Source organism: Aquimarina addita (assembly GCF_039539305.1).
Taxonomy (GTDB): Bacteria; Bacteroidota; Bacteroidia; order Flavobacteriales; family Flavobacteriaceae; genus Aquimarina; species Aquimarina addita.
On record NZ_BAABCW010000008.1, the window covers coordinates 119342 to 145467 of the forward strand.

Sequence of the window (26126 nt, forward strand, 5' to 3'; positions counted from 1 at the left end):
TATCTAATGAACTAATTTATTTTCTACAATCAATAACCCTGAAAACAGGGATATCAATTTCACTGGATTAGGGATACCGAAAATTATTTCGTATCTTATCTTTGTATTGCACTAAAGCACAAACTATTATGAAAACTATCCAACTCTCTATTTTTATCTCTTTATATTTAATCTCAATAAGTAATCTTACATCACAAGAAACTCATACCATTCTGGTAAACACGATAGAAGCTACTATTAAATCTGACAACTCTCATCCTCAAAATATAATTGAAAAACTATACTATAAAAATGGAGAACTTAAAGAAGTAAGAACATCTCGAGAAGGGGTATTAGATGGTGCGTGGAAATTGTATTATATGAATGGTAATCTGAAAAAAGAAGGTTTTTTTAGTAAAAACAAAGTACAAGGAACCTGGAAGATATATGATGCACAACAAAACCTTTCTCGCATTGAAAACTATCACAATGGTATCGAACATGGTGTGTGGAAAGAATATTATGCTAACGGAATACTTAAAACCGAAGGAGAATTTATCGATGGAAAACGACAAGGAACCTGGAAAATATATGAAAACTCTGGAAAACTGTCACAGATCCTGGCTTTTGAAGATGATTTGAAAACTAATGAAACATTTCTAAATCAAGAGATGACCCAACCAGAAAAATTTTCTACAACAAAATCATTAAGTGATTTTTAAGATATTCATCAATTAAATCACCATCTTCATACTTTGGAAAATTAAAGTTTACAATATTATTTTAAATATTAAACAGAGATGGCAAAAAAGATACCAGAATTAACATCAGAATTGACTGATTTTATTCGTAGTCAACACGTATTTTTTGTAGGAACGGCAGCAAACGAAGGACGTGTGAATATTTCTCCAAAAGGGATGGATACTTTTCGGGTGGTTAGTCCTACTAAAATTATTTGGTTGAATTTAACAGGTAGTGGAAATGAAACAGCCGCCCATTTACTTAGAAATAACAGAATGACGATTATGTTCTGTGCTTTTGAAAATAAACCAATGATTTTGCGTTTATATGGAGAGGCAAAAATTTTTCATAATCAGGATACAGAGTTTCATGATCACATACATCTGTTTCCGAATATCCCGGGATCTCGTCAGATCATAGAAATGGATCTCGATTTAGTACAGACATCCTGCGGATATGCAGTACCTTTTATGGATTTTAATGAAGAAAGAACAGAATTGAAATCTTGGGCTGAAAAACAAGGAGAAAAGCGATTGATAGCATATCGACAAGAAAAGAATGCAATAAGTATTGATAATTATGATACTGGAATACACAAAGCCAATTAATCAATTCATTTTAGTCCCAATTTTCATTATTAAATTTTTATAAAAACTTTCTTCAACTGAATCTCACCTTTTTTACGCTTGTTAATTTATAATAAATAAGAATACTAATAACTCCTATCACAACTACCAAAATACCAAAATAATAAAGAATACCTCCACCTTGTCTCGCAGTAGATTGTAAGAAAAGTTTATTACCTTCAATATATAATTCTGCTGTGTGCGTGTTCGCATTATTAAGAACAAATTGCTTTTTATTTAGTCCATCTTTCAATATGATTAGTGCATTTTGATTCCTGCCAATATCCTTAAAAGAACTATTTTTTACAACGATACTTTTGATTTCTTCCGGAACCCCGGAAATTTCAAAAATAACGTGAGTCTCATGTCCAAGCTGTACATAAGCTTTATTAATAATAGCAGGATAATCTTCATTAAAAATAATACTCACATTTTTTTTAACGTGAGTAATTACCATTTCTTTAAATTCTTCTGGAGTAGTATACTCAGGAAAATTTGTTTTTATCTCATGCTGAAATGCTGTGAGAGAAGTTTTTATTTGCACCATCCAGGAACCATCTTCCTGCTCCCATATCATGGTTGTTGAAATATCTGTCTGATGAGCTTTTACACATATCGAGAAGAGTAGTACAGTTAAAAAAATAAAACTTCGATATATCATACTATTATATTTCTAAAAATATTGTATTTGTAATTAATAACATCCATCATTATTTTAGGATCCCCAGATGCTATGTGATCGAAAAGTATAAACTACACATATGGGTACTTAGCATAAGCTTGATATCTCAACCTATGAATCAGATTCAAATAAGATATATCAATTCTAATTCCTTTTCAGGATTACTATAACCTATAGCAAGAACTTTAACTATTTTTAATTCATAACTGCATAAGCACCTGCCAGACAATTGATGAAATTATTATTCCCGGGATTATCTACGTGATAATGATATCCTCTGGTATCATCAGCATGTCCTCTACATTCATCTAAATCATCAGGTTCTGATCCATCTGTATCCAACTGGGAATAAATTCCATGACCATCCATTGCATATCCTATCATAGCAGCATGTCCATCATCCTGTGACAGCTGGGTTGATACTCCAGTAGCAGCGTGATAATGATATCCTGCACCTGTATTAATATGTCCACCAGCATCATCAAATGGTGCTATAGTATACGCCCCTAAGATTGCATCTGTAGGTGCTGGAGCATCAAAAATTACCCCATTAAATGCTAGACCCCTTTGTGAAGGAGCTCCATCTCCCCCTCCTGGTCCCATACCACCAAAACTAATTGAAGTATCTAATTTAACAGGAGTAACAGGAATGAAATACGTTTGCGTAAGATCTGTTACATAAGATGGCAGACATTCCACACAGAAATTTTTATACTCTTCTCCAACGTTTGGATTTGCCGCATTTATGCAATCCTCTAATGTTTCTGTTTTAAAGATATCCCCATTATCATCATACATTAACCACTCTTCATCTCCATAAAAGGCAGCCATATTCTGTATAAATTCTCCGGAGACATCATATACATTTCCATTTTCTAACCATATCCCTCCTTTTTCGTCTCCATCTGTAATATTATCCGGGCACCAAGGCCCTTGTTCATGATCAGAAGGAATACTAGAAGTAAGGATCTCCCAGCAATCCGTTTCTGTACCATCAGATAATGTGCAAGGAACCATTGTAATGGTAAGATCCCCTTGAGAAAACAAGCTGGCATCTACACTTACTACTATATCTTCGCTATCACCTCCATTGCTACCATCATCTCCATCATCATCACTATTACAAGAAAAACACATCATCGCTCCTAATGACATTAGCAACAATGCCTTTAAACTAAATTTTAGATCATTTTTCATTTTATTAGATATTTAAGATTATTTTCAGTTATACAAGGCCTTCAGATTTTTCTTTATCAAGATTGCTTTAATCCACTAACCTACCTTGGAAACAATAAAACTAATTAATTAGTATACAGTAAATTTAGGTTTTCAACTAATGCCTTAGACTTTTCTGTGAATAGTATATTCTGAACTAAAGATTCATTCACTGAATACAAAAATATCTTTGTGAAAAATTTTACCCTAACCATCCATCACGATCCAGACTTCGATATTGAATCGCTTCAGAGATGTGATTACCCTGTATAGATACCGCTCCTTCTAAATCTGCAATGGTTCTGGATACTTTTAGAATTCTGTCATAGGCTCTGGCAGAAAGATTTAATCTCTCCATGGCGGTTTTCAACAATTCCTTTGAAGCATCTTCTAATGTACAATATTCGCGAATTTGTTGTACTCCCATTTGTGCATTGTAATGTATCTTATCTAAAGATTCAAATCGCTTAGTCTGAATATCTCTGGCTTCAATCACCCTATTTCTTATATCCACACTGGATTCTCCTCTTTGTTCATCGCTTAATTTATCAAAAGGAACAGGAGTTACCTCAATATGAATATCGATTCGGTCCAGTAGAGGACCGGATATTTTACTCAGATATCGTTGCATTTCTGCGGGTGACGATGTTACGGGAGCATCGGGATCATTAAAATACCCTCCAGGACTGGGATTCATACTTGCGACCAACATAAAACTGGAAGGATAGGTTACTGTAAATTTAGCTCGTGAAATTGTAACTTCTCTATCCTCTAGTGGTTGGCGCATTACTTCTAATACATCTCTCTTAAATTCTGGCAATTCATCTAAAAAAAGTACTCCATTATGAGATAATGAAATTTCTCCAGGCTGCGGATAACTTCCACCTCCTACCAGAGCAACATTACTAATCGTATGGTGAGGGCTACGAAAAGGACGTTGTGCCATTAACCCTATATTCTCTTTAATACGACCTACTACACTATGAATTTTTGTCGTTTCTAAAGCTTCTTGTAAAGACATAGGTGGTAAAATACTAGGTAATCGTTTACTTAACATGGTTTTACCGCTACCCGGTGGTCCTACCAAAATAATATTGTGACCGCCTGCAGCTGCAATCTCCATGCATCTTTTAATACTCTCCTGCCCTTTAACGTCTGCAAAATCAAACTCAGGGTTATCTAATTCTTTATAGAATTCCTCTCGGGTATCTACAATGGTTTGTTCCAATTCGCCTTTCCCATCAAAAAAATCAATAACTTCTTTTATGTTCTCTACGCCATATACCTGAAGATCATTTACAATAGCAGCTTCTTTTGCATTTTGTTTTGGTAAGATAAACCCTTTAAACCCTTCTTCTCTGGCTTTAATCGCAATAGGTAATGCTCCTTTTATTGGCTGAAGACTTCCGTCTAATGAAATTTCACCCATAATCAGGTAGTCTGATATATTTTCTCCTTTAATCTGAGAACTCGCTGCCAGAATCCCTAATGCCAACGTAAGGTCATACGCTGAACCTTCTTTGCGTAGATCTGCTGGCGCCATATTGATGGTAATTTTTTTTCCGGGAAGTTTATATCCATTATTCTGTAAAGCGGCAGCGATACGAAAACTACTTTCTTTTATAGCGTTATCTGGTAATCCTACCAGATGATACCCTATCCCTTTATCTATATTTACTTCTACTGTAATGGTGGTAGCTTCAACACCAAAAACAGCGCTCCCAAAAACTTTAATAAGCATATTTTGTATTTTTTCTAAATGTAGAAGAAATATGTTAAAATGGGGAGAAAATTTTTTGAAATATTATTAATTTATGGAGTATTACTCTTAGTGTGAATCCAAATAAACAGATATTTATAACAAATATTTTGTTATGTTAATTATGATTACAAATAACCAATCGACTAATTGTAAAAAATAAAATCCCAACCGGGTTAGGTGCTGGGATTTTATAAACAATAATTATATAAAAATAGTTGGTTTACAATATATCTAGTATTCAAACAATCTTATACAACTGCATGAGATGGTGTTAAAAATAATTTCTTATTTAAAAACTGAAGGGTTGGTATCTTATCATTAGTATCTACGAGAATAGAAATATTATTATTACTTCCTCCGTAAGAAATCATACGAACAGGGATATGATTTAAAATTTCAAAAAGTTTATATGAATTCTTATCATCAATAACAGATTCTCCAACTATACAAATAATACTATGATTCTCTTCTATAGTTACATCAGCATATCCTTCCAATTCTTTTAAAATTTGTTCCAGATTACGGGTGTCATCAATTGTTAGTGATATTGCAACCTCAGAAGTAGTAATCATATCAATAGAAGTATGATAATTATCAAAAACCTCAAAAATTCTTCTTAAGTACCCATGAGCCATGAGCATTCTATTTGACTTTATCTTGATAGCTGTAATACCGTCTTTTGCAGAAATTGCCTTTAATCCTTTATTATGAATTCTATTAGAAATAACTGTACCGGTAGCTTCAGGATCAAATGTATTCTTTAACAAAACAGGAATATCCTTATCTACGATAGGAGAAACTGTTTGTGGATGCAGAATTTTAGCTCCAAAATATGCTAATTCTGCTGCTTCATTATATGTAAGGTGTGCTATTGGATTTGTTCCTTCAACATATCGAGGATCATTATTATGTAATCCATCAATATCTGTCCAAATCTGTACTTCTTGTGCATCAATTGCAGATCCAATAATCGTTGCTGTATAATCACTTCCTCCTCTCTTCAATGTACTGATTTGACCTAAATGATTTTTACAAACAAATCCCTGAGTTATGTACAGGTTAGTCTGTGCTCTATTTTCTTTCACCTCATTCAATTTTATTCCGACTTTTTGAATGTTAGGATTATCTGTATTATCTACATGCATAAATTCCTTAGCATCAAGCAATTCATTATATACTCCAACAGTATTTAAAAAATTAGAAAAAATATACGTTAATAAGGTTTCTCCATAGGTTACAATTTTAGCATCCACAATCTCAGAGTAAGATTGGTTACATAGGTCGAACATTTCTGTCATCATAAAAGATAATCTTTCCTTAAGCTCGCCTTTCAACTTCTGATCATCAATCAATTCATCAATCACAATACTATGCTTATTTTCAAGCTGATGAAGAATTCCGTTAATTGCATCTGCATCCTTTAGTTTTACAGATCCTATTAGCTTCACCAATTGATTAGTAACTCCTGACATCGCAGAGCATACAACAATCTTTTCCTCAGTATCTTTAGTAAGGATTTCTTTAACCTTATGCAAATTCTCAACAGATCCAACGGAGGTACCTCCAAACTTTAAAATTTTCATGGTATTATAATTTTTAACGTTGCATAATTAATCAATCAAAAAGAAAAATTAAAGATTTTAATCAAAAAAGTGTATATTTACACAATGTGTTAAATATATAACAAATGAAAACCATCACTGATTGTGTTCACAATATATTAAGGCATCAGCCTTTTCTGGAAGATGCTTTATCCAGAGATATTATTAATTTTAGTTCACTAGCTACCGACTTGTTACCTCAGGTAGAACGAGAAATGAGAAAACCTGTAAAACCTGGTTCTATTGTCATGGCACTTAGAAGATATCACCCCAGACGGATTAAACATTCTGACAATCTTGGTAATCTGGGTGATATCGTTGTACGGTCAGGAATCACTGAATATTCATTTCTGAATTCTAATACTATCCTGACTAGTCAAACTAATTTATTAGAAACCGTAAAGGAGAAGGCTAATACCTATTTCACTTTTTCCAGTAATTTTCAGGAAAGTAATATTCTAGTATCTTCTCCTTTAAAAGAAATTGTAGAAGATCATTTTAGAGATGAAACCTGTCTTTCTATTACCGACAACTTATCATCTATGTCTATTGCCCTGCCTGATGACAGCTCAAAAACTATAGGACTATACTTTTACATTTTTAAACTTTTAGCATATGAAGGCATTCCAATTTTTGAAATCATCTCGACTTCTAATTATTTTACCTTATTTCTGGAAAAAGAATATGTAAATGATGCCTTTTTATTAATGAATGAAATTAAAGAAAATTAAATTAGACGGGCTTTTAAAAATAAAAGCCTGCTTAGAGAAACTAAGCAAGCTTTATTACGCTGGTTTTACTTCTGTTTTATTTGACACTAATCTTTTTAGTAACCGATCCTTTAGAAGAAATAAAGTTTACAAAATATATCCCAGCTTCAGGATCAAGTAATCCAATTTGTTGCTGTTTATTAAGTGGGGATAATTCTATATTTTGAATTAATTTACCAGTAATATCATAGACTAAAGCTTGTTTCAATTGATTTTCTCCCTGGTACGTAAGCATAAAACTTCCGTTATTAGGATTAGGAGCTATAACTATGTTATCTTCTAATAGCTTATTATCCTCTGTAGAGAGTACTAAAACTTCTTCAATAGTTAAAGATACATTATCTAACATCGCACTAGCTGGTCCTGTATAGGATTCTGGAATATATGCTGCAAATCGTATGGTAATTAACTCACCAGCATATGCTATAATCTCTTGACTTACATCTGAAGTAATAGTCAAATCCAGTGTTCCTTCATTATTTTCTAATCCAAATGATTGAACATCTATAACTTTTATTGTATTATTATCTGAATCTACTAACGATGCTGTAAAAGTTCTATCTGCATTGACATCAGCAAGACCCATATTATATGAAACCTTAAAATCATAAGATATCATAGCTAATATGTTATTAGAAACCTCATCAGGTACACTAATGCTTTGTTCTATCGTAAATTCGTCGCCAGCGTTTCCATCAAATGAAGTATATGCGGCATAAGCTCCATCAGAAGGAAGTATTTCATTAGTAAAACAAGTCTGAGATGAATCTTCGTAAACGTCAAAATTGGATGGACATAATGAATTATCAGGACCATTGATTCTCCATGCACCTATATCTCCACATTCAAAACTTTGGTTTATCAAATATTCATTAGGGTTATCAGATACTAGATTACAAGCTGTCATAAATCTTAATGGTCCTCTAACATTGCTAAATCCTCCTTCATCGCAAACTGTTTTAATATAAACATCATAAGATGTACTTGATTCTAGATTAATTAAATTATAAGAATTGGACGATATTGTATTTACAATTCCAGTACCCAATGTAAAGCCTCTTACACCATATTCTAACTCCCATACGGACGCATCTGGTTGCTGCCACGAAACTGTAGCTTCATCAGTTGTTATTTCAGACACCAAAAACTGCTCAGGCTCTTCACAATTTGGTTTAGACTCACATATCACCTGCGCGTCCCATCCGGAACTTGTAACTGAAATATCTGAAAAAAACATAAAAGTCAAGCTACCCGAAACATCTGTTGATGTAAAAGTAGTTGGTATATCAGACCCCGTATAACCATTACCCACAAATAACTGAGGATATGTATTATCCGGACCATCAAAAACCTGCAAAAAATCGTATCCAGATTCTACATTAAAAGAATTAAAAACTACACGTACTCGTTCTCCTAAAACATCTGGACTAATTACTGTAGTTGAAACCGTATTATTTGGATAATCACCATCGGGTCCTCCTTGATCATAAAAATAATCTCCAGCGCAATAATCCGGTGTAGTTGTAATAGATAATGGACCTATCCAAATACCAGCACCTCCTATGGAACAATTAGATTTTAAGTAAAAATCATACGTTGTAGATGAGTCCAATCCGGTAACTTCGGTAGGACTTTCTGTTGTCGAAATTGATATTCCTTTTCCTAGCTCAAAGCCTGTTAGTCCATATTCTATATCCCATGAAGATGAAAATTCATCAACCCAACTCAATGCTACCGTGGATGACCTTACTAAAACTGATTGAAAATCTAACGGATCTGCACATTGTGTACTAAATGTTGATACTTCAGAATACAGGTCTACTCCACAAGGGTTTTTACTATTAATTCTCCAAAAATAAGTTGTATTATACTCTAAATTAGATGCAGTATATTGGTTTTCTTGAATGGTAGCTGACTCTATTAGTGTCATAAAAAATTCATCTGTAGCTATTTCTATCGTAAAATCCTCAACATTTGGATCTTCTGACCACTCAAAAGAACCATTGATATTAACTCCGGTTTCTGTATCTGCTGGTATTGACAAAGTTGATAAATTAACTGTATCTTCATAAATTTCTAATGTTAGATTCAACACTTTTTCTACTCCGGAAGCACTATTTCCTTTAACAATAAATTCATAAGAACCGGATGTAAGGTTTTCTGTTCCGCTGATCTCTAAGGTAACGGCTATACCGTCAGTTTGAGAACCTGATACAGATACCGGGTCAAAATCAGCTTGTAGATTTAATGGTAAGTTTTCTGTAGAAAACGTAGTTTCATCATCAAAATCTAAAAACGTTTTATAATCGATATTATAAATCACATTATCAGATTGACAAACTGATATTGCACTGTTAGCAGTTGTAATAATAAACTCTGATTGTTGTATTTGTAAGTTTGCACTATTCACAGCAAAGAAAATATTATCAGAAGCTTTTACCATAATTCTAGCAGCAACTGTGGTTTCTATATTTGGCAAAATAAAAGTTTCTGTGCCATCGTTTGTTGTATTATCCTGTAATACAACTGGATATGTATATCCTCCATCTAGTGAAAGTAAAATATCAACGGTTGAACAATTGATTGGAGCTATATCTGTATTCGCAACATCCCAACTAATGGTTACTAATTCTCCTACATTCAAAGTTTCACTAGTATTTTGTGAAATCATTACAAAAGGACCCGCATTATTATTTACTGTTATATCAATTCCATCTGTATTAGATTGACCCCCATTTAGTGTATTATCTCTTACGGTTAGTTCAAAACGCATCGATCGATCTACAGCAGGTAAGACCTCCCAGGTAGGTGTTAAATTACCTGTCAACACATCTTCCAATTGAGGCATATATCTCTTATTCGATGAGGTTGGCAGCTTAGATCTGAATAGTGGTCCAAATCTCCAATCAGATTGAGGAGAATTAGAAGAACCCGGATTCTCTGGGTCATTTTGCTCCCAGCAATAGGTCAAGGAAGAATCACCATTAATATCTGATGCATTTCCTTCTAAAACAAAAGGAGTGGATACAGGAATAATATAATCATTACCCGCATCTACCTGAGGAGCAGTATTACCTGTATCAAGTATCTCTGCACAATCACTATTATCAATGGTCCATATTGAGATATCTCTGATATCAACATAATTAAAATAATCATCCGGACTGTTCTGAACATTTGTTGGACAAATACCAGCATATCCCATTATAGAACTTCCACTGCCAGGTTCTACTTCGCTATTAAATCCACTTCTACAATTAGAACTACTTTGTACGTGATAACCACCAAATTGATGCCCAAATTCATGAGCTACAATCATATTAAAGTTATCAGAACTAGGATCTACGTGTGCAGTAAATGCACTTCCCTTTGCCCCATCAATACATACACACGCTATACATCCGGCATTACCAAAGGTAGAACTTTCCTTTTGAAACAAATGTCCTACATCATATGCATCAGATCCTACAAGCGGATCATTATCTATGGTTGACTGCAGTTCACTATTTAGTGATTGACTGCCCGTAGCATACGGATCCGTATTCTGATCTAAAAAAATAAGAGAATCATTTTCTGGAATTATCTGCATAGTAACAGAAAAATCTCTCTCAAAAATTCCATTAACTCTATTGATAGATGCTACCATGGCTGTCATTATTTTTGTTCTTCTTTCTTCATCATTCGCTTCTGTACCATCAAGAAAATACTGAGAATACTCTCCAGTTACTGATAAAGCCAATCGATACCTTCTTAAATTACCATCATTTGCATTCTCAAACAGGAAAGAGTTTTTGGACTTGACACTTTTACGACCAGTCTCCTCTAGCTGACATTCAAATGCTGATAAAGCTACTTCTGATTCAGTATTATACATTCCGAAAGATGTAGTTCCAGAAGGCTTAATGATAACGGTATGACTCCCTGATTTTACAATACTACCTTGCAATCCAACCTGTTGGCTATACGTAATATGTATAATCTCTGATGGATCGTCTTCAGCATATCCTATATATGAAAAAATACCTTGATATTTTGCCGCAAGATATGGATGCATTACTGCGGTTCTTTTTAACACATAGTTTTTATACTTATTTTTTTTATCAGGAAAATTGATTATATGTTTACTTTCTTGTCCAGAAAACCTAAAAGGAACTTCTTTTAATAAGTCTTTAAGATCATTTGTATTAAAATGATACACCGAATAATCTCCTGTTATTTCGGTTTTAATATTAGTAGATTCTTCATAAGAATTGCTCCACCAGAAATTTTGATCCTGTGCCCGAACATTCTTACTACATACTAACATAAGAAAAATGATACAAATAAGTGATAATGTAATTTTACTCATACTCAAGTTGAATTAGTGTTTAAAAAATAATGTTAAAAGCAGTTGTATGAATATTCAAGAAAATTATTGACTTAACTAAGCTCCCAAAAAATCTAAATGAATAAACAAGATATGCTTACTTAATAGTATCATAACGTTAGCAAATGTTACCCCATAAAATTCGAAAATTATTGTTTTTTTAAGATTTTATATATAAACACCTATAAATCAAAAGCATAAAAAAACTGCCTAAAAATAAATTCTCAGACAGTTTTTATGTAACTATATTATTTCTTACCAGATTTGCACGCGTTCTTCTTCCGGTAAATACATCTTATCATTTTCCTTTATATCAAACGCATCATAAAACGCTTGAATATTTAGTAAAGGTTGTATAGCCCTAATAGCTCCGGGCGAATGAGGATCCGTTTTGATTTGAGATCTTAAAGCATCTTCCCTCATTTTAGTTCTCCAAACTGTTGCCCAAGACATAAAAAATCGTTGTTCTGCTGTAAATCCATCAATATCCTCTGGTCTTCCGTTCTCTTTTATATGCATTTGTAACCCATCATAACCAGCAAGAACACCTCCTAGATCTCCAATATTCTCTCCTAGTGTAAATTTACCATTAACAAACACACTATCTAGTACTTCAATAGCATCATACTGTTCTGCTAATGCTCCTCCTCTTTCTGTAAATTTGGCTAAATCATCTTCTGTCCACCAATTAGCAAGGTTACCATTAGCATCATATCGAGCCCCAGAATCATCAAATGCGTGTGAAATCTCATGCCCAATTACAGCTCCTATTCCTCCATAATTTACAGCCTCATCAGCAGTATAGTTATAAAAAGGAGGTTGTAAGATAGCTGCAGGAAAAACGATTTCATTATTTAATGGATTAAAATAAGCGTTAACCGTTTGTGGTGACATTCCCCATTCTGTTTTATCAACGGGTTCTTTAATTTCTGACATATTCTTTTTAAAATTCCATTGATCAACAGCGGTTACATTGTCAAAAAGTGAATTTCCTTCCTTTACTGCTAATGTTGAATAATCTTCCCAAGTATCAGGATACCCTATTTTTACAGTAAATTTATCTAATTTCTCAATAGCCTTAACCTTGGTACTATCGCTCATCCAGTCTAATACTTCAATTCTTTTTTGATATGCCTTAATGATATTTGCAATCATTTTTTCAGCTTTTTCTTTTGCTTCCGGAGGAAATTTAGCGTCCACATATAGTTGTCCTATTGCTTCTCCTACAGATCTGTTAACTCTGGCAAGTGCGCGCTCTTCTATAGGTCGCTGTTTGATAGCACCATCTAAGGTTTTACTATAAAAATCCCAATCTGCTTTTTCTATTTCCATAGATAATCTTCCTGCAGCACTATTAAAAGTATCCCAGCGCATTACCGTCTTAAGATCTTCAATACTCGTTTCCTTCATTATTTTCTGTAAAGCTTTCATATATGCAGGCTGCATAACAGTAACGGTATCTAATTGTTTTGTAACCCCTACATCTTTTATGAATTTACTCCAATCTACAATAGAAGTCATTGCTGAAAGTTCTTTTATCGATCTTGGATTGTTAAAGTTTCTACTATCTCTTCGTTGTACTTTATCCAATCTTGGAGATGCTAATTTTGTTTCAATTGCTAAAATTGTTTTAGCACTTTTACGAGCTTCTTCTTCTGAATCTCCCAGATATTGAAGCATTCTTACAATATGATCTACATACTGCTGTCTTATTTCTACCGACTTCTTATCCGTATCCAGGTAATAATCTCTTTCTGGAAGTCCTAGTCCACTAGGGGCTATATATGCAGCATTCATCGCACTATTACCAAAATCTGCAAAGGAAACTATACTAAAAAAGGGAGAAGAAACAGCAGTTTCTTTAGCCAGTACTGTCTGTAGATCTTCTATATTTTTAATCCCTGCTATTTTCTCTAAAGAAGGCATTAATGGAGTGATCCCTGCCTCATTTCTTGCCACTGTATCTAATATAGACTCATAAATTAATATAGCTTTATGCTGGTCAGTTCCAGCAGCGTATTTACCATTTGCTTTAGCTTCTGCAATAATATCCAGAACATCCTTATCTGTTGTTTTTCTTAAAACGCTAAAACCTCCCCAACGTGTTCGATCTTCAGGGATTTCAGTAGTTTTCATCCAGCTACCGTTTACATAATTATAGAAGTCTTCTTTTGGACTGATACTTTTATCCATATTCTCCAAAATAATCCCCGGTATTTTTTCTACCGTTGCTACTGGCTCTGAAGTTTCTGTTTTCTTTACTTCTTTTTTACAACTTGATAACAGGATACAAGAAGCTGTTATCGCATATACTAATTTTAATTTCACTTTCATTTTATTACACGTTTATGATGATTGATTTTATTGTATTTTTTAGATCTAAACAAACAAATGTTCTCACTAACAAATGTTAGCAAGATATATAAAATGAAAATATGTAAGAAATTTCGTGGTAAAATTTAACGTAACACAAAAATAAACAAGAATAAGTTACTGAAAATCAATTATTTGAAATCAAATCAAACAAACACTAATTAACATATCATTAGTAGTTATTTTAACAATCTTGTATCAAAACTAAAAGGTGTTATTTCAGTTAATTTTACAGAATTAAAATCAGGATGTAATGGATTAATTAGAAGATTATATTCTGTGGGAACTATAATACTGGGAACTTTTAATCCTAAAGACGTATTTTCTGAAATCCAATTCATTGCGAAATGTTGAATTCCTGTAGATGGAGGAATTTTATCCCAATCTCTGGGTAGCTCACTCGTGTCTATAAAAGAAATCAATTCATCTGGAATTTCTATGGATGCCTTTGCCATATTATCTGGAAAATAAGCAGCGGGTAAATGTGCTAATACTTCTAAGACGGAAAGCGCAGCAGAAGTACTTGTATATAAAACGGCAACACCTTTAGGATTCCATCGACCACCTACAGTTTTTGCTCCAATTCCGGTAAGATCTTTAATGTATTTTTGTTTGGCTATTCTATACACCTGCATTATGCAAAAATTCCGTGTTCAATGCGTACCAATTCTTCTACTAATAATTGAAAACCAAATGTTGTATCTAAAAGTTCTTTTGGTTTTTTTGTTGCTAAAGCCATGTTAGGGTGTTCCATCCAATTTTTAAAACGATCCAAATCTCCAAAAATATTTTCACCTTTAGCGTATAGTTTAGCTAATTGTAAAGCCTTTGCACTGGCTTCAGTACTCAATTTTTTATTTAATTCATAACGCTGAATAGTACGCTCTGATAAATGAAGTACATGTGCAAGTTCATTTAAATCAAAATCAATAGTTTTTGCTAGGTGCAATAATGATTTTTTATCAATACCATTTCTGGACAGCTCGATAAAATCATACATATTGCGCAGAGGAATATCTATATTAAGGTATCGTAAAAGTCCTTTATTTTCAAAATCATCAAAATCCAAGGGGGTTACTGCACTCATAACTATATCTTTTGCTTTTGACAAAAATACAAAAAATAATGACAAATGTCTTAATTTATATTTAAAATTGCATCTAATTCTGAACTCACTTCTTTCAATCTCGCCTCCATAGACCTTATTGCAATCGTAGATAAATACCTCCCCAGGGGTAAAACAGGTTTAATCATTAATTCTTCATTTTTATTTTTAGTATTGATTAAGGATGAAGGAACTATAATAGAAGTTCTTTTTAATGTGATTTTGTCTTTCTCTCCCAATCTGCCCATTACTTCTTTCGTATGACCATATCGTACATTTCTTAATGTAGTCAGCGGTGCCAACAACTGTGTTGCTGTTTTTGTAATTTTTCTATTATCTTCATTAGCAATAATCAAATGTTTGATCTCTATTTTTTCTTTTAGAGAAGGAAATGAATCATTTAATACTTTTTTAAAAGCTTCTTCTATACCAATAGATACCCTCCCTCCTACATTATCATAATATCCAGCATCGGCATATTGGTCAGTCTTTATTTTGACAGCGTCCTTTATTGTTGAAACCTCTCCTACAGGAGTTATAAAAGGAAAACTAGCATTAATACGTATTGCTGTCGCTAAACTTATTGATGAACCGGGGTGATTAACCTGTAATGTATCCAGAAAATCATTCATTCCTACCAGTGGTCTTACATTAGCATAACTAACCGGACTGATCATATTATAATTACCAGTTTGAGTATGAGTTGTATTTACTAATAGCAAGGGCGGTAACCATTGATTTTCTAACTTTTTATCTGTTGCGCTTCTGTAATGAGATAAAAACTCTTTATGTAGCATACGCTCTCCTTTTATATTAGAAAAATATTTTCTATGAGCATCACTCCATTGTTCTTCTAATAATTGTCCTCTATTCTTAAAGTCAAAAAAACCTGTTATCTCTTTAAACAAATCTCTACCCAATAATGACAATAATGCTACTGACAAATAATTTTCTTTATAAATAACACTTGCTTTATATTGCAAATCAGGAAATTCAGAGTTCTGAGGCATTGTAAACTTTGATATCCTGTTTTCTACATTTGCATTTTGTGCCTCGGCAAAAAACATTCCATTACCTACTCCTCCACCAGAAGCTCCTGTAATGGATAATAAATTTTCTTTAAAGTAGGCTCCATTAGATTTTTCATAGAGATAACTATGAACCAAAAATGACCAAAGTCCTGCACGCGACCCGCCTCCTTCTGCAGAAACCAGAATTACAGGAAAGGCAACACCTTTATTATTTATAATTGTTTCCCTCTCTTTTATCCAATCATATATATATTCATCTAACGACAACCTATTTATCTTAGCAGGCTCTAAATTAAGAAGATAATGATCAGAAGCATCAGAAGTGCATCTGGCCATAAAAATACAGCCTATTGTTACGATTGTTAAGATGGGTAATCTTATTTTTTTACCTATAAGGATCAGTATAAAACAAATCATAAAAAGACTAAGCAGAGAAAAAATCAATATGGACAATGGATTGATCTTACTAGTTATTTCTGGAACAAAATTTACTATTAAAAACGTGATCAATATGATAAATCCAGAAGATAGAATAGTTCCATAAAACATTTTTTTTGGAAATTCTTTTAAAAACTTATAACTATTAAAAGATAAAGTAAAAAACAAAAAAACTAATGAACAATTAGATAAGAATAATTTACCTAAATCTTTTTCTGCCTGTGTATTAAGTGTTCCTAAAGATATAATCAAAAACAATAACCCAAATGCGATCCCAAAGAGAATAGTATTGAGCTTAGTAGTGCGATGTAAAAAAGTACTGAGTACTTTATAAAACTTAGGTTCAGACAACAACAATAAAAAAAACACCACCTTAAAAAAAACTCCTGATGGACTTAACAATCGGGTATAGATATTGTCTAACCCAAATAATTCCATTGCATTTAATATACTGAGGGCAGATATCGTTAATAAAAGTACTCCCAAGATTCTTGGCACTGTCTTTCTCATGTGAATTTTTGTCATATGAGCATATGAAGCAGTCTGGCTTCTATCCTGAAATTTATAATGTTGATTAGGAATAAAACCGATAAGATTAGAGAACTTAATATCTTTATAATTGTGAAAGTAAAAATATTTAGGAGCATTCCATATAATAAATGCCGATATCATAAGCACACTAAAATATAAAGGCACTTCCAGAAAAAAGGTATCCGCTTGATTAAGTATTAACAATAAATCTAGAGTCTGCGGAAAATGCCAAAGAGCCAGATACACGAAAAAAATAAAAAATAAACTAATTACATTATTCACTAATTCTCTGGCCAAGGTTTTAAACCAAATACCGAAACGGTAAGAAAATAAGAGTAGTTTATTGCGCATTAGTACCAAATTTAAAACTAAATATCTTTAAACAAATAAGGAAATCAAAAAAAGCCAATATACCCAGTACTATAAGCTTTTCGTAATAATGATACAAATTAGACCATACATATTAATAAAATCATAAAAATTAACATTTATGGTTACACTAGTATTTACGAGGGTAATGACATTATTGGACAATAATCATCAAAAAAACAACAACTAAAAGCATTGTTTTATTATATAATAATTGTATCTTGTCGATGATTATAAGTTTTATATCGATAAAACAACCAAAAAAGTAAGTTAAAACTTACTTTGTTTACAGTTTAATTTTAAAGCTGACTATTATGAAAACAACTTTACACGTATTAGCATTTCTTTTTACTACTATGGCATTTGCCAATGTAAAAATTGATATTTCAAGCAAATTAATGTCTGTGACAGAAAATACTGTCATTAACGGTTTGGATGAAAACACTGAGGAAGGTGTCATTTTTATTACAGAAAGTTTACACATAGAGAATGGAGTTCGTATTATGGTACGGAATGCTTGCCTAATTATTCTTGGAGACATTTCAGGATCTGGAATTCTTGATGTAGATGATACTGCTACGGTTACTTTAGAAGGAGAAAAGAAAGGGCGTATCACATTTATAAATAATTTATTGGCTGACGCTACCTGTCAACAATCAATGGGTCTTCAAACTTTTAAAGACATTAAGGATGTTCCATTAGGACTCAACTATAGTTTATACACTTTAACAGGAAGATTATTAGATAAAAGTAAAGTAGATGAGTATATCCATAACTATATGGATCCTAAAACTTACTTAATAAAAATCGAAGGATATAAATTAAGAAAAATTCAGTTTAAAGGTTAATTCAATCATAAAAAGTAAGGTTTATTATGATAGCCACGACATGTATTTGTCGTGGTTTTTTTTATTATTAATACTACCAAAAAATCAAATATTCTTAAGTGTCTTAAGAATTCAAAAACAAGGTTGCAAAATCTCAAGATAGGTGCATACTACATTATTTTATATAAACAACACATCGTTTGTTAAATAAATTTTAAAATTTAACACATCTCTCTCATAACACTATTTATAAGGCTTCCCATACTGTTCATATGCATAATAAAAAAAAGTAAACATTATATTTACGGTAAAACCGTAAATTAATATGTATATTGCCGATGATTTCATAGATTACATCGATAAAAAATCAAATGAAATGAAGAATTTACTTTTAAAATTAACCTATTTATTATGAAAATAACTTTACAAATATTGATGTGTTTTTTTTCGATTACAGCATTTGCTAATGTTAAAATTGACATCTCAAACAGGTTGACCTCTGTAACAGAAAATATAGTTATCAATGGCCTGGACGAAAACACCGAGGAAGGTGTTATTTTTATTACTGAAAGTCTACATTTAGAAGGTGGAGCAAGAATTATGTTGAGAAATGCCTGCCTTATTATTCTTGGAGATATTTCTGGCACAGGAATAATTGATGTAGATGATACAGCCACGGTTACACTAGAAGGTGAAAAAAGAGGACGAATAACTTTTACCACAAATTTATTGGCAGATGCTACTTGTCAGCAATCTCTGGGTGTTGAAACTTTTAAAGATATTACGGATGTACCAGAAGGGCTTACCTATAGTTTATATACATTATCCGGAAGATTATTAGATAAAAGCAAAGTAGATGATTATATTAAGTACAACTTTATAGATTCTAAAACATACCTTATAAAGATTGAAGGTTATAAATTAAGAAAAATTCAATTTAAAGATTGATTCAATCATAAAAAGTCAGATTATTGTAATATCCACGGCATTCATATGTTGTGGATATTAGTTTTATAGACATCCTACTTTAAAATTATTCTGAAAAAAATAGTTTTTTTAGCAATTTCAAAATACAATTGAATTAGGTTTCTTCATATCAAAGCAATATTTTTGGGTAAAATAATCACACATGATTTCTGTATCTGAAGCACTATCTATTATTTCTAAAATCTCTTATATTCCAGAACAAAAAATAATATTACTAAAAGATGCACATGAATTAATTCTTAGCGAAGACATCTTTTCTCCTATTGATATGCCTCCTTTTAGGCAATCTGCCATGGATGGTTATGCTTTATGTATGAACTCAGGTAATTCCTATGAAATTATTGAAGAAATTCAGGCTGGCACAGATAAAAACCCCAAATTACTTCCAGGGCAGGGAGCTAGAATATTTACAGGAGCAAGAGTACCTGATGCTGCTGATACTATCGTAATTCAAGAAAAAGTAACACGAATAGAAAATAACATTACCATACTTGATACTATAAGTGCTAATCAAAATATCCGACCAACTAGTGAACAAATCCAAAAAGGACAAGTAGCGCTTACCGAAGGAACAAAACTGACTCCGGCTGCTATAGGATTTATTGCAGGGCTAGGTATTGATAAGGTTGCCGTATATACTCCTCCAAAGATTGCAGTAATTACAACAGGAAATGAGTTACTAAAACCTGGAACAAAATTAACTGATGGTAAAGTGTACGAAAGTAATTCTATTCAACTAGATGCTGCATTACAACAATTACAGATTAAAGAAATCACACATTATAAAGTGCAGGATGAATATCAAAGTACTAAGAATATAATAAACCAAGCAATACAAAATCATGACATAGTACTTATTAGTGGTGGAATTTCTGTGGGTGATTATGATTTTGTACAACAAGCTTTATCAGAATTAGGGACAGAGCAATTATTTTATAAAATCAAACAAAAACCCGGCAAACCTTTATTCTTTGGTAAAAATAAAAAAACATTCATTTTTGCCCTTCCGGGTAATCCAGCCTCTTCATTAACTTGCTTTTATATCTACGTATTACCTTTTGTATTAAAGACTATGGGAGCTAGAAGTAATGGATTGAGAAGAACAACTAAACTCTTGACCACCACCTTCACAAAAAAAGGAGATCGAGCACAATTTCTAAAGGCAAACGTATCAGATGATGCAGTAACAATTCTAGAAGGACAAAGTTCTTCAATGTTATATACCTATGCCATTGCTAATGCATTAGTATATGTTCCAGAAAACAAAAATACTATTTCTCCCGGAGAGAAAGTAGAAACTATTTTACTTCCTTAAAACTGATACACATCTCGTAATAATAGTACGCTTCTTTTTGAATCCCAATAGTCTAATCCTTTGTTTTTTGAAAAAATCATAAAAGTTCTTAAAAGAGTTTATTATTTATTTTTTTCGTTATATCTTTCAGGAAATAACGAGAGCTATGTATACTATAAAAAGTAGAATCTGGATCGAAGGAGAAGAAGGCGTTTTTCTTGGAGAAGGAAGGATAAAAATCTTAAAAGCTATCATAAAAGAAGGCTCGTTATCTAAAGCCGCTAAAAAAGCTGGAATGTCTTATAAAAAAGCTTGGAATTTAGTTAACTCTATAAATAAAAATGCCGCTCAACCTATTATCATTACCAATACCGGAGGTACAGGAGGAGGAGGTACTGTTATTACAGAGTATGGTATGAACATGATTACTGCTTTTGAAAAAATAAATAAAAATTGCTGGAATTTCCTGGATCAACAATTAAAAGAAAATCAGTTATGAGCTCAATAAAAAGATCAGATATCACCGGTATTATATTAGCTGGAGGCAAAAGTAGCAGGATGGGACAAGAAAAAGGGCTGGTAAAACATAATGGCATTCCGTTTATTGAGCATATTATACGAGCAATGGAAACAGTTACTGATCAGATCTTAATCATTACAAGTCAAAAAGCATATCAAAAATACGGATACAAGTGTATCCCAGATATTTTCACAGAATGTGGTCCTATAGGTGGTATATACTCTGGGTTATCAAAAACCTCAACAACTCATAATTTAATACTTAGCTGTGATATCCCTTTTATTACTTCTTTTGTATTAGAAAACCTGATCCATAAACATCGTATTAAATATGATATTACTTACTACGATAACAATCCGCTTATAGGCTTATATAATCAATCAGTAACCCACAAGTTCCTACAAAGTATAGAACAAAAACAGTTACGACTCATGCAGTTACTATTTAACCTGAAAGTACAGGTATTAGAAGTTACAGAGCAAATTACACCTTTAGTAAGAAATATAAATACGCCAGAGCAATATAATAAAGCAAACATATGGATATAAAAGTGCGTTACTTTGGGATGATTGCAGAAACCGCAAATTGTACAGAAGAAATACTTTCTGTTGATAAAGAATGTAATGTAGATGAATTAAAAAAAATCTTAAAAAGTAAATATCAAAAATTACAAAACTCATCCTTTACGATAGCAATTGATAAACAAATTGCGTCAGATACTAATAAACTAAACAGCAATCATGAGATTGCATTATTACCTCCTTTTTCCGGAGGATAAAAAAAATTTTATGAAAAAAAGAAAAACTGTATTTCAAGAAGGTCCAATACGCCCTGCATTTATCGCCAATGCTATTGAAAAACATCAAACCAAAACCACCATTGGTGCACATGATATATTTCTAGGTCAGGTACGCGCCGATGAAATAGATGGTAAGGTTGTAAAATCAATAGAGTATACGGCATACGAGGAAATGGCAGAAAATAAGTTTCAAGAAATCAGAGAAGCTACCTTTTCTAAATTCGAACTTACCTGCATGCATATTTATCATAGTTTGGGTAATGTAAACGCAGGAGAGATTTGTCTTTTTGTTTTTGTCTCTGCCCCTCATAGAAAAACTGCTTTTAATGCTTTAGAATTTTTAGTAGAAGAAATAAAAAAAGAAGTTCCTGTGTTTGGAAAAGAAATTTTTGAAGATGAAACACATATTTGGAAAGTTAATAATTAAAAAACTTTTGTAAGGCTATGGTTAAAAAAACAAATCAAAAGAAATAATAGTTACATAAATAATCTAATAGGCATAGAACAAAAATGGTAGACATCACACATAAAAATAATACGCTGCGTACTGCCACTGCACAAGCAATAGTGCAAGTAGGTACTAAGGAAACTATAGAGGCGATTATTACTAAAAATATTCCTAAAGGAGATGTTTTTGAAATGGCAAAGACAGCAGGACTTTTTGCCGCAAAAAGAACTAGTGATATGATTCCGGATTGTCATCCGCTTCCTATTGAATATACCAGTGTTAATTATGCAATTAACAATTTGGAAATCACCATTGAGATGACAGTAAAAACCATTTATAAAACCGGTGTAGAAGTAGAAGCGATGCATGGCGCTTCTGTCGTGGCGCTAACCATGTATGACATGCTCAAACCTATTGATAAAAATGTAGAAATTAAGCATATAAAACTTCTGAATAAAAGAGGCGGAAAATCTACATATAAGGACAATGGTGCTCCATATACTGCTGGAGTTATTGTATGCTCTGATTCTATATCTGCTGGTCATAAAAAAGATAAGGCGGGTAAAGAAATCGTAAAAAAACTCGAAACTTGTGCTGTTAAAGTTAACAGGTATACCATAATTCCGGATGAAAAGGATCAAATCAGGAATCAAGTAAAAGAACTTATAAAAGAGGGTAATGATTTAGTAATTTTTACAGGAGGAACTGGATTATCTCCAAGAGATAATACTCCAGAAGCTTTATTACCCTTAATAGATCGTCGTATCCCGGGAATTGAAGAAACAATTCGGGCGTATGGACAAGACAGGATGCCTTATGCTATGCTATCCAGAAGTGTTGCAGGAGTTATAGGAGATACGCTTGTATTAGCATTACCTGGCTCCACTAATGGAGCTAAGGAATCCATGGAAGCTATTTTTCCTTCTGTACTACACGTCTTTAGGATTTTACAAGGAGGTAAACATGATGGTAAATAAATATAAATATTCCGGAATTGAAAAAACTAATCTTTAGATTAAAATAATAGTTTGAAAAATACAGACCAAAACATATTAACTGACACATTTGGACGCACTCATACGTATCTTAGAGTTTCTTTGACGGAGCGATGCAATCTGCGGTGTACCTATTGTATGCCTGCTAACGGAATCCCTTTAAGTCCTAAAGAAAGTTTGATGACTGCAGATGAGATCTTTACCATTTCTCAAGAGTTTGTAGCTCTGGGAGTTACTAAAATAAGGCTCACCGGTGGCGAACCCATGGTTCGAAAAGATTTCCCTCAAATTTTAGAGAAATTAGCAAGTTTACCTATAGAAATCGGAATTACTACAAATGGTATTTTGGCAGATCGTTATCTTTTACTTCTACAAAAAAATAACATTAAAACCATTACGATTAGTATTGATTCCATGCAACAAGATAAATTCGAGCAAATAACTAGACGAGATGAATTTAAACGTGTTTGGAAAACAATTCAGCTTTATCAGGATAACGGTTTTTTAGTAAAATTAAATATTGTATTGATTAAGGGATTTAATGATAATGAGATTATTAATTTCATACAACTTACGCAACATCGTAATCTAACCATTCGTTTTATAGAATTCATGCCTTTTGATGGAAATCAATGGAATATGGATAAGCTTGTAACACAACAAGAAATTTTGGATAAAGTAAACTACACTTTCCCCCTACAGGTAAAACGCATGAAAGATGCACCTCATGATACATCCAGAAATTACAAAATAGAGGGGTTCTCTGGCAGTTTTTCTATCATTAGCTCCGTTACCAATCCTTTTTGTGATACTTGTAACAGGATACGTCTTACCGCAGATGGTAAATTAAAAAATTGTTTATTTTCTGGTCATGAATTTTCTCTTTTAAAACCATTACGAGAGAGCCAATCTATACAAACTGTAATTAAAAAAGCATTACAAAGTAAATTTGCTACCAGGGGTGGAATGGATACTCCAGAAAAAATACAGAATCCAAATCTTCATTCCAGAAATCGTAGTATGATTGCTATTGGTGGTTAGTTAAAAAAAAGGTTTTTATTTATCAAAAAAATAGTACTTTAGTCGCATTCTTATAAGACCCCGATTACTTATCAGATGATTCGCTATTTGTAAAAAAGATATAGAAACATTATTAATGACTAAAGAATCGTGGTTACAATCCGAAGCAGCCAAATATACACTATACGGAATTCTATTTGGATCCATATTTCCGATAATTGCCACAAGTCTGGATATAGTGAGACTCAATAGGGAGTTTTCCTGGGCATCAGTCGTGATAACTCAAAAGGAGCATCCGATTCATTACATTATTGATACAGCTCCTGTATTTCTTGGTTTATTTGCCTGGTTAGGTGGTCGCACCTTAGATAAATTAAAAGAAACAAATAGACAAATCATAAAAACTTCAAAATTTAAACAAGATTTCCTAGCCAATATGAGCCATGAAATCAGAACCCCTATGGTTGGTGTTATTGGTATGATTGATTTACTTTTTAAAAACACAAAATTAGATGAGTTACAAAAAGAATATGTAACTATAGTTCATCAATCTTCCTTAAATTTATTAAATATCTTAAATCAGGTTCTTGATATTTCAAAAATAGAATCAGGTCAGTATACCTTAACCCCTAAACCATTAAATCTAAATAATATAATTAATCAAAATATTGATTTATTTCTTGCCAATAGTAAAGCTAAAGAAATCCAACTAATTAATGAATATGCTGATGATCTGCCTGAATATATTTATGCTGACAAGAATAGACTTACTCAAATATTATCTAACCTCATAGGGAATGCGATAAAATTCACCGATCATGGATCCATTACTGTAAAATCCACGTTGGTATCCCAAAAAAACACCAACCTCCTCATAAAAATAGAAGTAATCGACACCGGAATAGGCATTTCTACTATTGATCAAAAAGCATTATTTAATAGATTTACACAAATTCATACTGATCATATCTCTTTTAAAAAAGGAAGTGGGCTTGGATTACCCATTTGTAAAAAGCTCGTTGATTTAATGCAGGGGCAGCTAGGAGTTCAGAGTGAGTTGAATAAAGGAAGTAATTTTTGGTTCACATTTACATCTCAATTATCTGATGAACCCGCTCTTACTAACACTAAAGTATTACATCAAAACGACAAAGAAGAATACAATCTTCATGTTTTATTAGTCGAAGATTCTGAAATCAACATTATTGTTCTTAAACAAATTCTCAAATATCTGGGATGTTCATCAAAGGTTGCTAAAACAGGCAAAGAAGCAATAGAAATGTTTGCAGAAGGTACATACGATCTTATTTTAATGGATATCAATCTCCCTGATATAGACGGAGTAAAAACCATGAAAGAAATCCGAAAAAAACATAAAAACCCACCTCCTATTATTGCTATTACCTCTAATGCATTGCCTGGTGATGCAGAGCGATATATAGCGACAGGCATGGATGATTATATTACAAAACCATTTACAACAGAAATCTTAAATATTAAATTAAAAAACTGGTTTGGTGATTATGATATACAACATTAATTAGTAGCTCCCATTTGTCCTCCTCCTGATTATTTAACGATTAAAAAGCATATTTCTTCATTAAATTTAACTATATTGTTTGTACACATATAAACGAATAAAAAATT

At 32.5% G+C, this 26126-nt stretch carries 22 protein-coding genes; 13 read left to right on the plus strand and 9 right to left on the minus strand.

Annotation, left to right across the window (positions count from 1 at the left end; all coding sequences use genetic code 11):
• Window positions 1-128 precede the first annotated feature (128 nt).
• Window positions 129-701: a toxin-antitoxin system YwqK family antitoxin gene (locus tag ABD816_RS11510; protein WP_344927478.1), complete on the plus strand. Its 573-nt coding sequence runs from the start codon at window positions 129-131 to the stop codon at window positions 699-701.
• Between the two features lie 78 nt (window positions 702-779).
• On the plus strand, window positions 780-1328 hold the full coding sequence (locus ABD816_RS11515; protein ID WP_344927480.1) for a pyridoxamine 5'-phosphate oxidase family protein: 549 nt from the start codon (window positions 780-782) through the stop codon (window positions 1326-1328).
• 52 nt (window positions 1329-1380) lie between these two features.
• On the opposite strand, the gene ABD816_RS11520 is transcribed toward ABD816_RS11515, so the two are convergent.
• The 4 genes from ABD816_RS11520 to ABD816_RS11535 form a co-directional block, all read right to left on the minus strand.
• Complete coding sequence (locus tag ABD816_RS11520; RefSeq protein WP_344927482.1) at window positions 1381-2007, minus strand: DUF6702 family protein; 627 nt, start codon at window positions 2005-2007, stop codon at window positions 1381-1383.
• A gap of 216 nt (window positions 2008-2223) precedes the next feature.
• Complete coding sequence (locus ABD816_RS11525) at window positions 2224-3225, minus strand: YHYH protein (protein ID WP_344927483.1); 1002 nt, start codon at window positions 3223-3225, stop codon at window positions 2224-2226.
• A 220-nt stretch (window positions 3226-3445) separates the two neighbouring features.
• Window positions 3446-4984, minus strand: a complete 1539-nt coding sequence (locus ABD816_RS11530; protein WP_344927485.1) for a YifB family Mg chelatase-like AAA ATPase — start codon at window positions 4982-4984, stop codon at window positions 3446-3448.
• 269 nt (window positions 4985-5253) lie between these two features.
• Window positions 5254-6588, minus strand: coding sequence for an aspartate kinase (locus ABD816_RS11535; RefSeq protein ID WP_344927487.1), 1335 nt, complete (start codon window positions 6586-6588; stop codon window positions 5254-5256).
• Window positions 6589-6692: 104 nt separating this feature from the next.
• Between ABD816_RS11535 and ABD816_RS11540 the strand changes: the two genes are divergently transcribed.
• Window positions 6693-7337, plus strand: coding sequence for a hypothetical protein (locus ABD816_RS11540; protein ID WP_344927489.1), 645 nt, complete (start codon window positions 6693-6695; stop codon window positions 7335-7337).
• Between the two features lie 76 nt (window positions 7338-7413).
• Here ABD816_RS11540 and ABD816_RS11545 read toward each other — a convergent pair whose 3' ends face one another.
• The 5 genes from ABD816_RS11545 to ABD816_RS11565 all read right to left on the minus strand — a co-directional run bounded on the left by ABD816_RS11545 (window position 7414) and on the right by ABD816_RS11565 (window position 17571).
• A complete protein-coding gene (locus tag ABD816_RS11545; protein ID WP_344927490.1) occupies window positions 7414-11724 on the minus strand; it encodes a reprolysin-like metallopeptidase in 4311 nt (1436 codons plus the stop codon).
• Window positions 11725-11997: 273 nt separating this feature from the next.
• On the minus strand, window positions 11998-14076 hold the full coding sequence (locus tag ABD816_RS11550) for a M13 family metallopeptidase (RefSeq protein WP_344927491.1): 2079 nt from the start codon (window positions 14074-14076) through the stop codon (window positions 11998-12000).
• 218 nt (window positions 14077-14294) lie between these two features.
• Window positions 14295-14750 carry an RES family NAD+ phosphorylase gene (locus ABD816_RS11555; protein WP_344927492.1) on the minus strand — a complete coding sequence of 152 codons (456 nt, stop codon included), beginning with the start codon at window positions 14748-14750 and terminating at the stop codon, window positions 14295-14297.
• Window positions 14750-15202, minus strand: coding sequence for a type II RES/Xre toxin-antitoxin system antitoxin (parS, locus tag ABD816_RS11560; RefSeq protein ID WP_344927493.1), 453 nt, complete (start codon window positions 15200-15202; stop codon window positions 14750-14752). Before parS ends, ABD816_RS11555 begins: the two co-directional genes overlap by 1 nt.
• Window positions 15203-15252: 50 nt before the next feature.
• Window positions 15253-17571 carry a patatin-like phospholipase family protein gene (locus ABD816_RS11565; RefSeq protein ID WP_344927495.1) on the minus strand — a complete coding sequence of 773 codons (2319 nt, stop codon included), beginning with the start codon at window positions 17569-17571 and terminating at the stop codon, window positions 15253-15255.
• 332 nt (window positions 17572-17903) lie between these two features.
• Here ABD816_RS11565 and ABD816_RS11570 point away from each other — a divergent pair, with 332 nt between their 5' ends.
• The 10 genes from ABD816_RS11570 to ABD816_RS11615 all read left to right on the plus strand — a co-directional run bounded on the left by ABD816_RS11570 (window position 17904) and on the right by ABD816_RS11615 (window position 26019).
• Window positions 17904-18437 (plus strand): hypothetical protein, encoded by a 534-nt coding sequence (locus tag ABD816_RS11570; RefSeq protein WP_344927497.1) that lies wholly within the window; start codon window positions 17904-17906, stop codon window positions 18435-18437.
• A 390-nt stretch (window positions 18438-18827) separates the two neighbouring features.
• Complete coding sequence (locus tag ABD816_RS11575) at window positions 18828-19364, plus strand: hypothetical protein (RefSeq protein WP_344927499.1); 537 nt, start codon at window positions 18828-18830, stop codon at window positions 19362-19364.
• A gap of 181 nt (window positions 19365-19545) precedes the next feature.
• Window positions 19546-20718: a molybdopterin molybdotransferase MoeA gene (locus ABD816_RS11580; RefSeq protein WP_344927501.1), complete on the plus strand. Its 1173-nt coding sequence runs from the start codon at window positions 19546-19548 to the stop codon at window positions 20716-20718.
• Between the two features lie 145 nt (window positions 20719-20863).
• Window positions 20864-21196 (plus strand): winged helix-turn-helix domain-containing protein, encoded by a 333-nt coding sequence (locus tag ABD816_RS11585; protein ID WP_344927502.1) that lies wholly within the window; start codon window positions 20864-20866, stop codon window positions 21194-21196.
• Window positions 21193-21765, plus strand: coding sequence for a molybdenum cofactor guanylyltransferase (gene mobA, locus ABD816_RS11590; protein ID WP_344927504.1), 573 nt, complete (start codon window positions 21193-21195; stop codon window positions 21763-21765). The genes ABD816_RS11585 and mobA overlap by 4 nt, the downstream gene beginning before the upstream one ends.
• On the plus strand, window positions 21756-21995 hold the full coding sequence (locus ABD816_RS11595) for a MoaD/ThiS family protein (protein ID WP_344927505.1): 240 nt from the start codon (window positions 21756-21758) through the stop codon (window positions 21993-21995). Before mobA ends, ABD816_RS11595 begins: the two co-directional genes overlap by 10 nt.
• Window positions 21996-22005: 10 nt before the next feature.
• Window positions 22006-22443: a molybdenum cofactor biosynthesis protein MoaE gene (locus ABD816_RS11600; RefSeq protein WP_344927506.1), complete on the plus strand. Its 438-nt coding sequence runs from the start codon at window positions 22006-22008 to the stop codon at window positions 22441-22443.
• Between the two features lie 83 nt (window positions 22444-22526).
• Window positions 22527-23441, plus strand: a complete 915-nt coding sequence (gene moaCB / locus ABD816_RS11605; protein WP_344927509.1) for a bifunctional molybdenum cofactor biosynthesis protein MoaC/MoaB — start codon at window positions 22527-22529, stop codon at window positions 23439-23441.
• A 51-nt stretch (window positions 23442-23492) separates the two neighbouring features.
• On the plus strand, window positions 23493-24500 hold the full coding sequence (moaA, locus tag ABD816_RS11610) for a GTP 3',8-cyclase MoaA (protein ID WP_344927512.1): 1008 nt from the start codon (window positions 23493-23495) through the stop codon (window positions 24498-24500).
• 115 nt (window positions 24501-24615) lie between these two features.
• Window positions 24616-26019, plus strand: coding sequence for a response regulator (locus ABD816_RS11615; protein WP_344927514.1), 1404 nt, complete (start codon window positions 24616-24618; stop codon window positions 26017-26019).
• The last annotated feature ends 107 nt before the right edge of the window (window positions 26020-26126 follow it).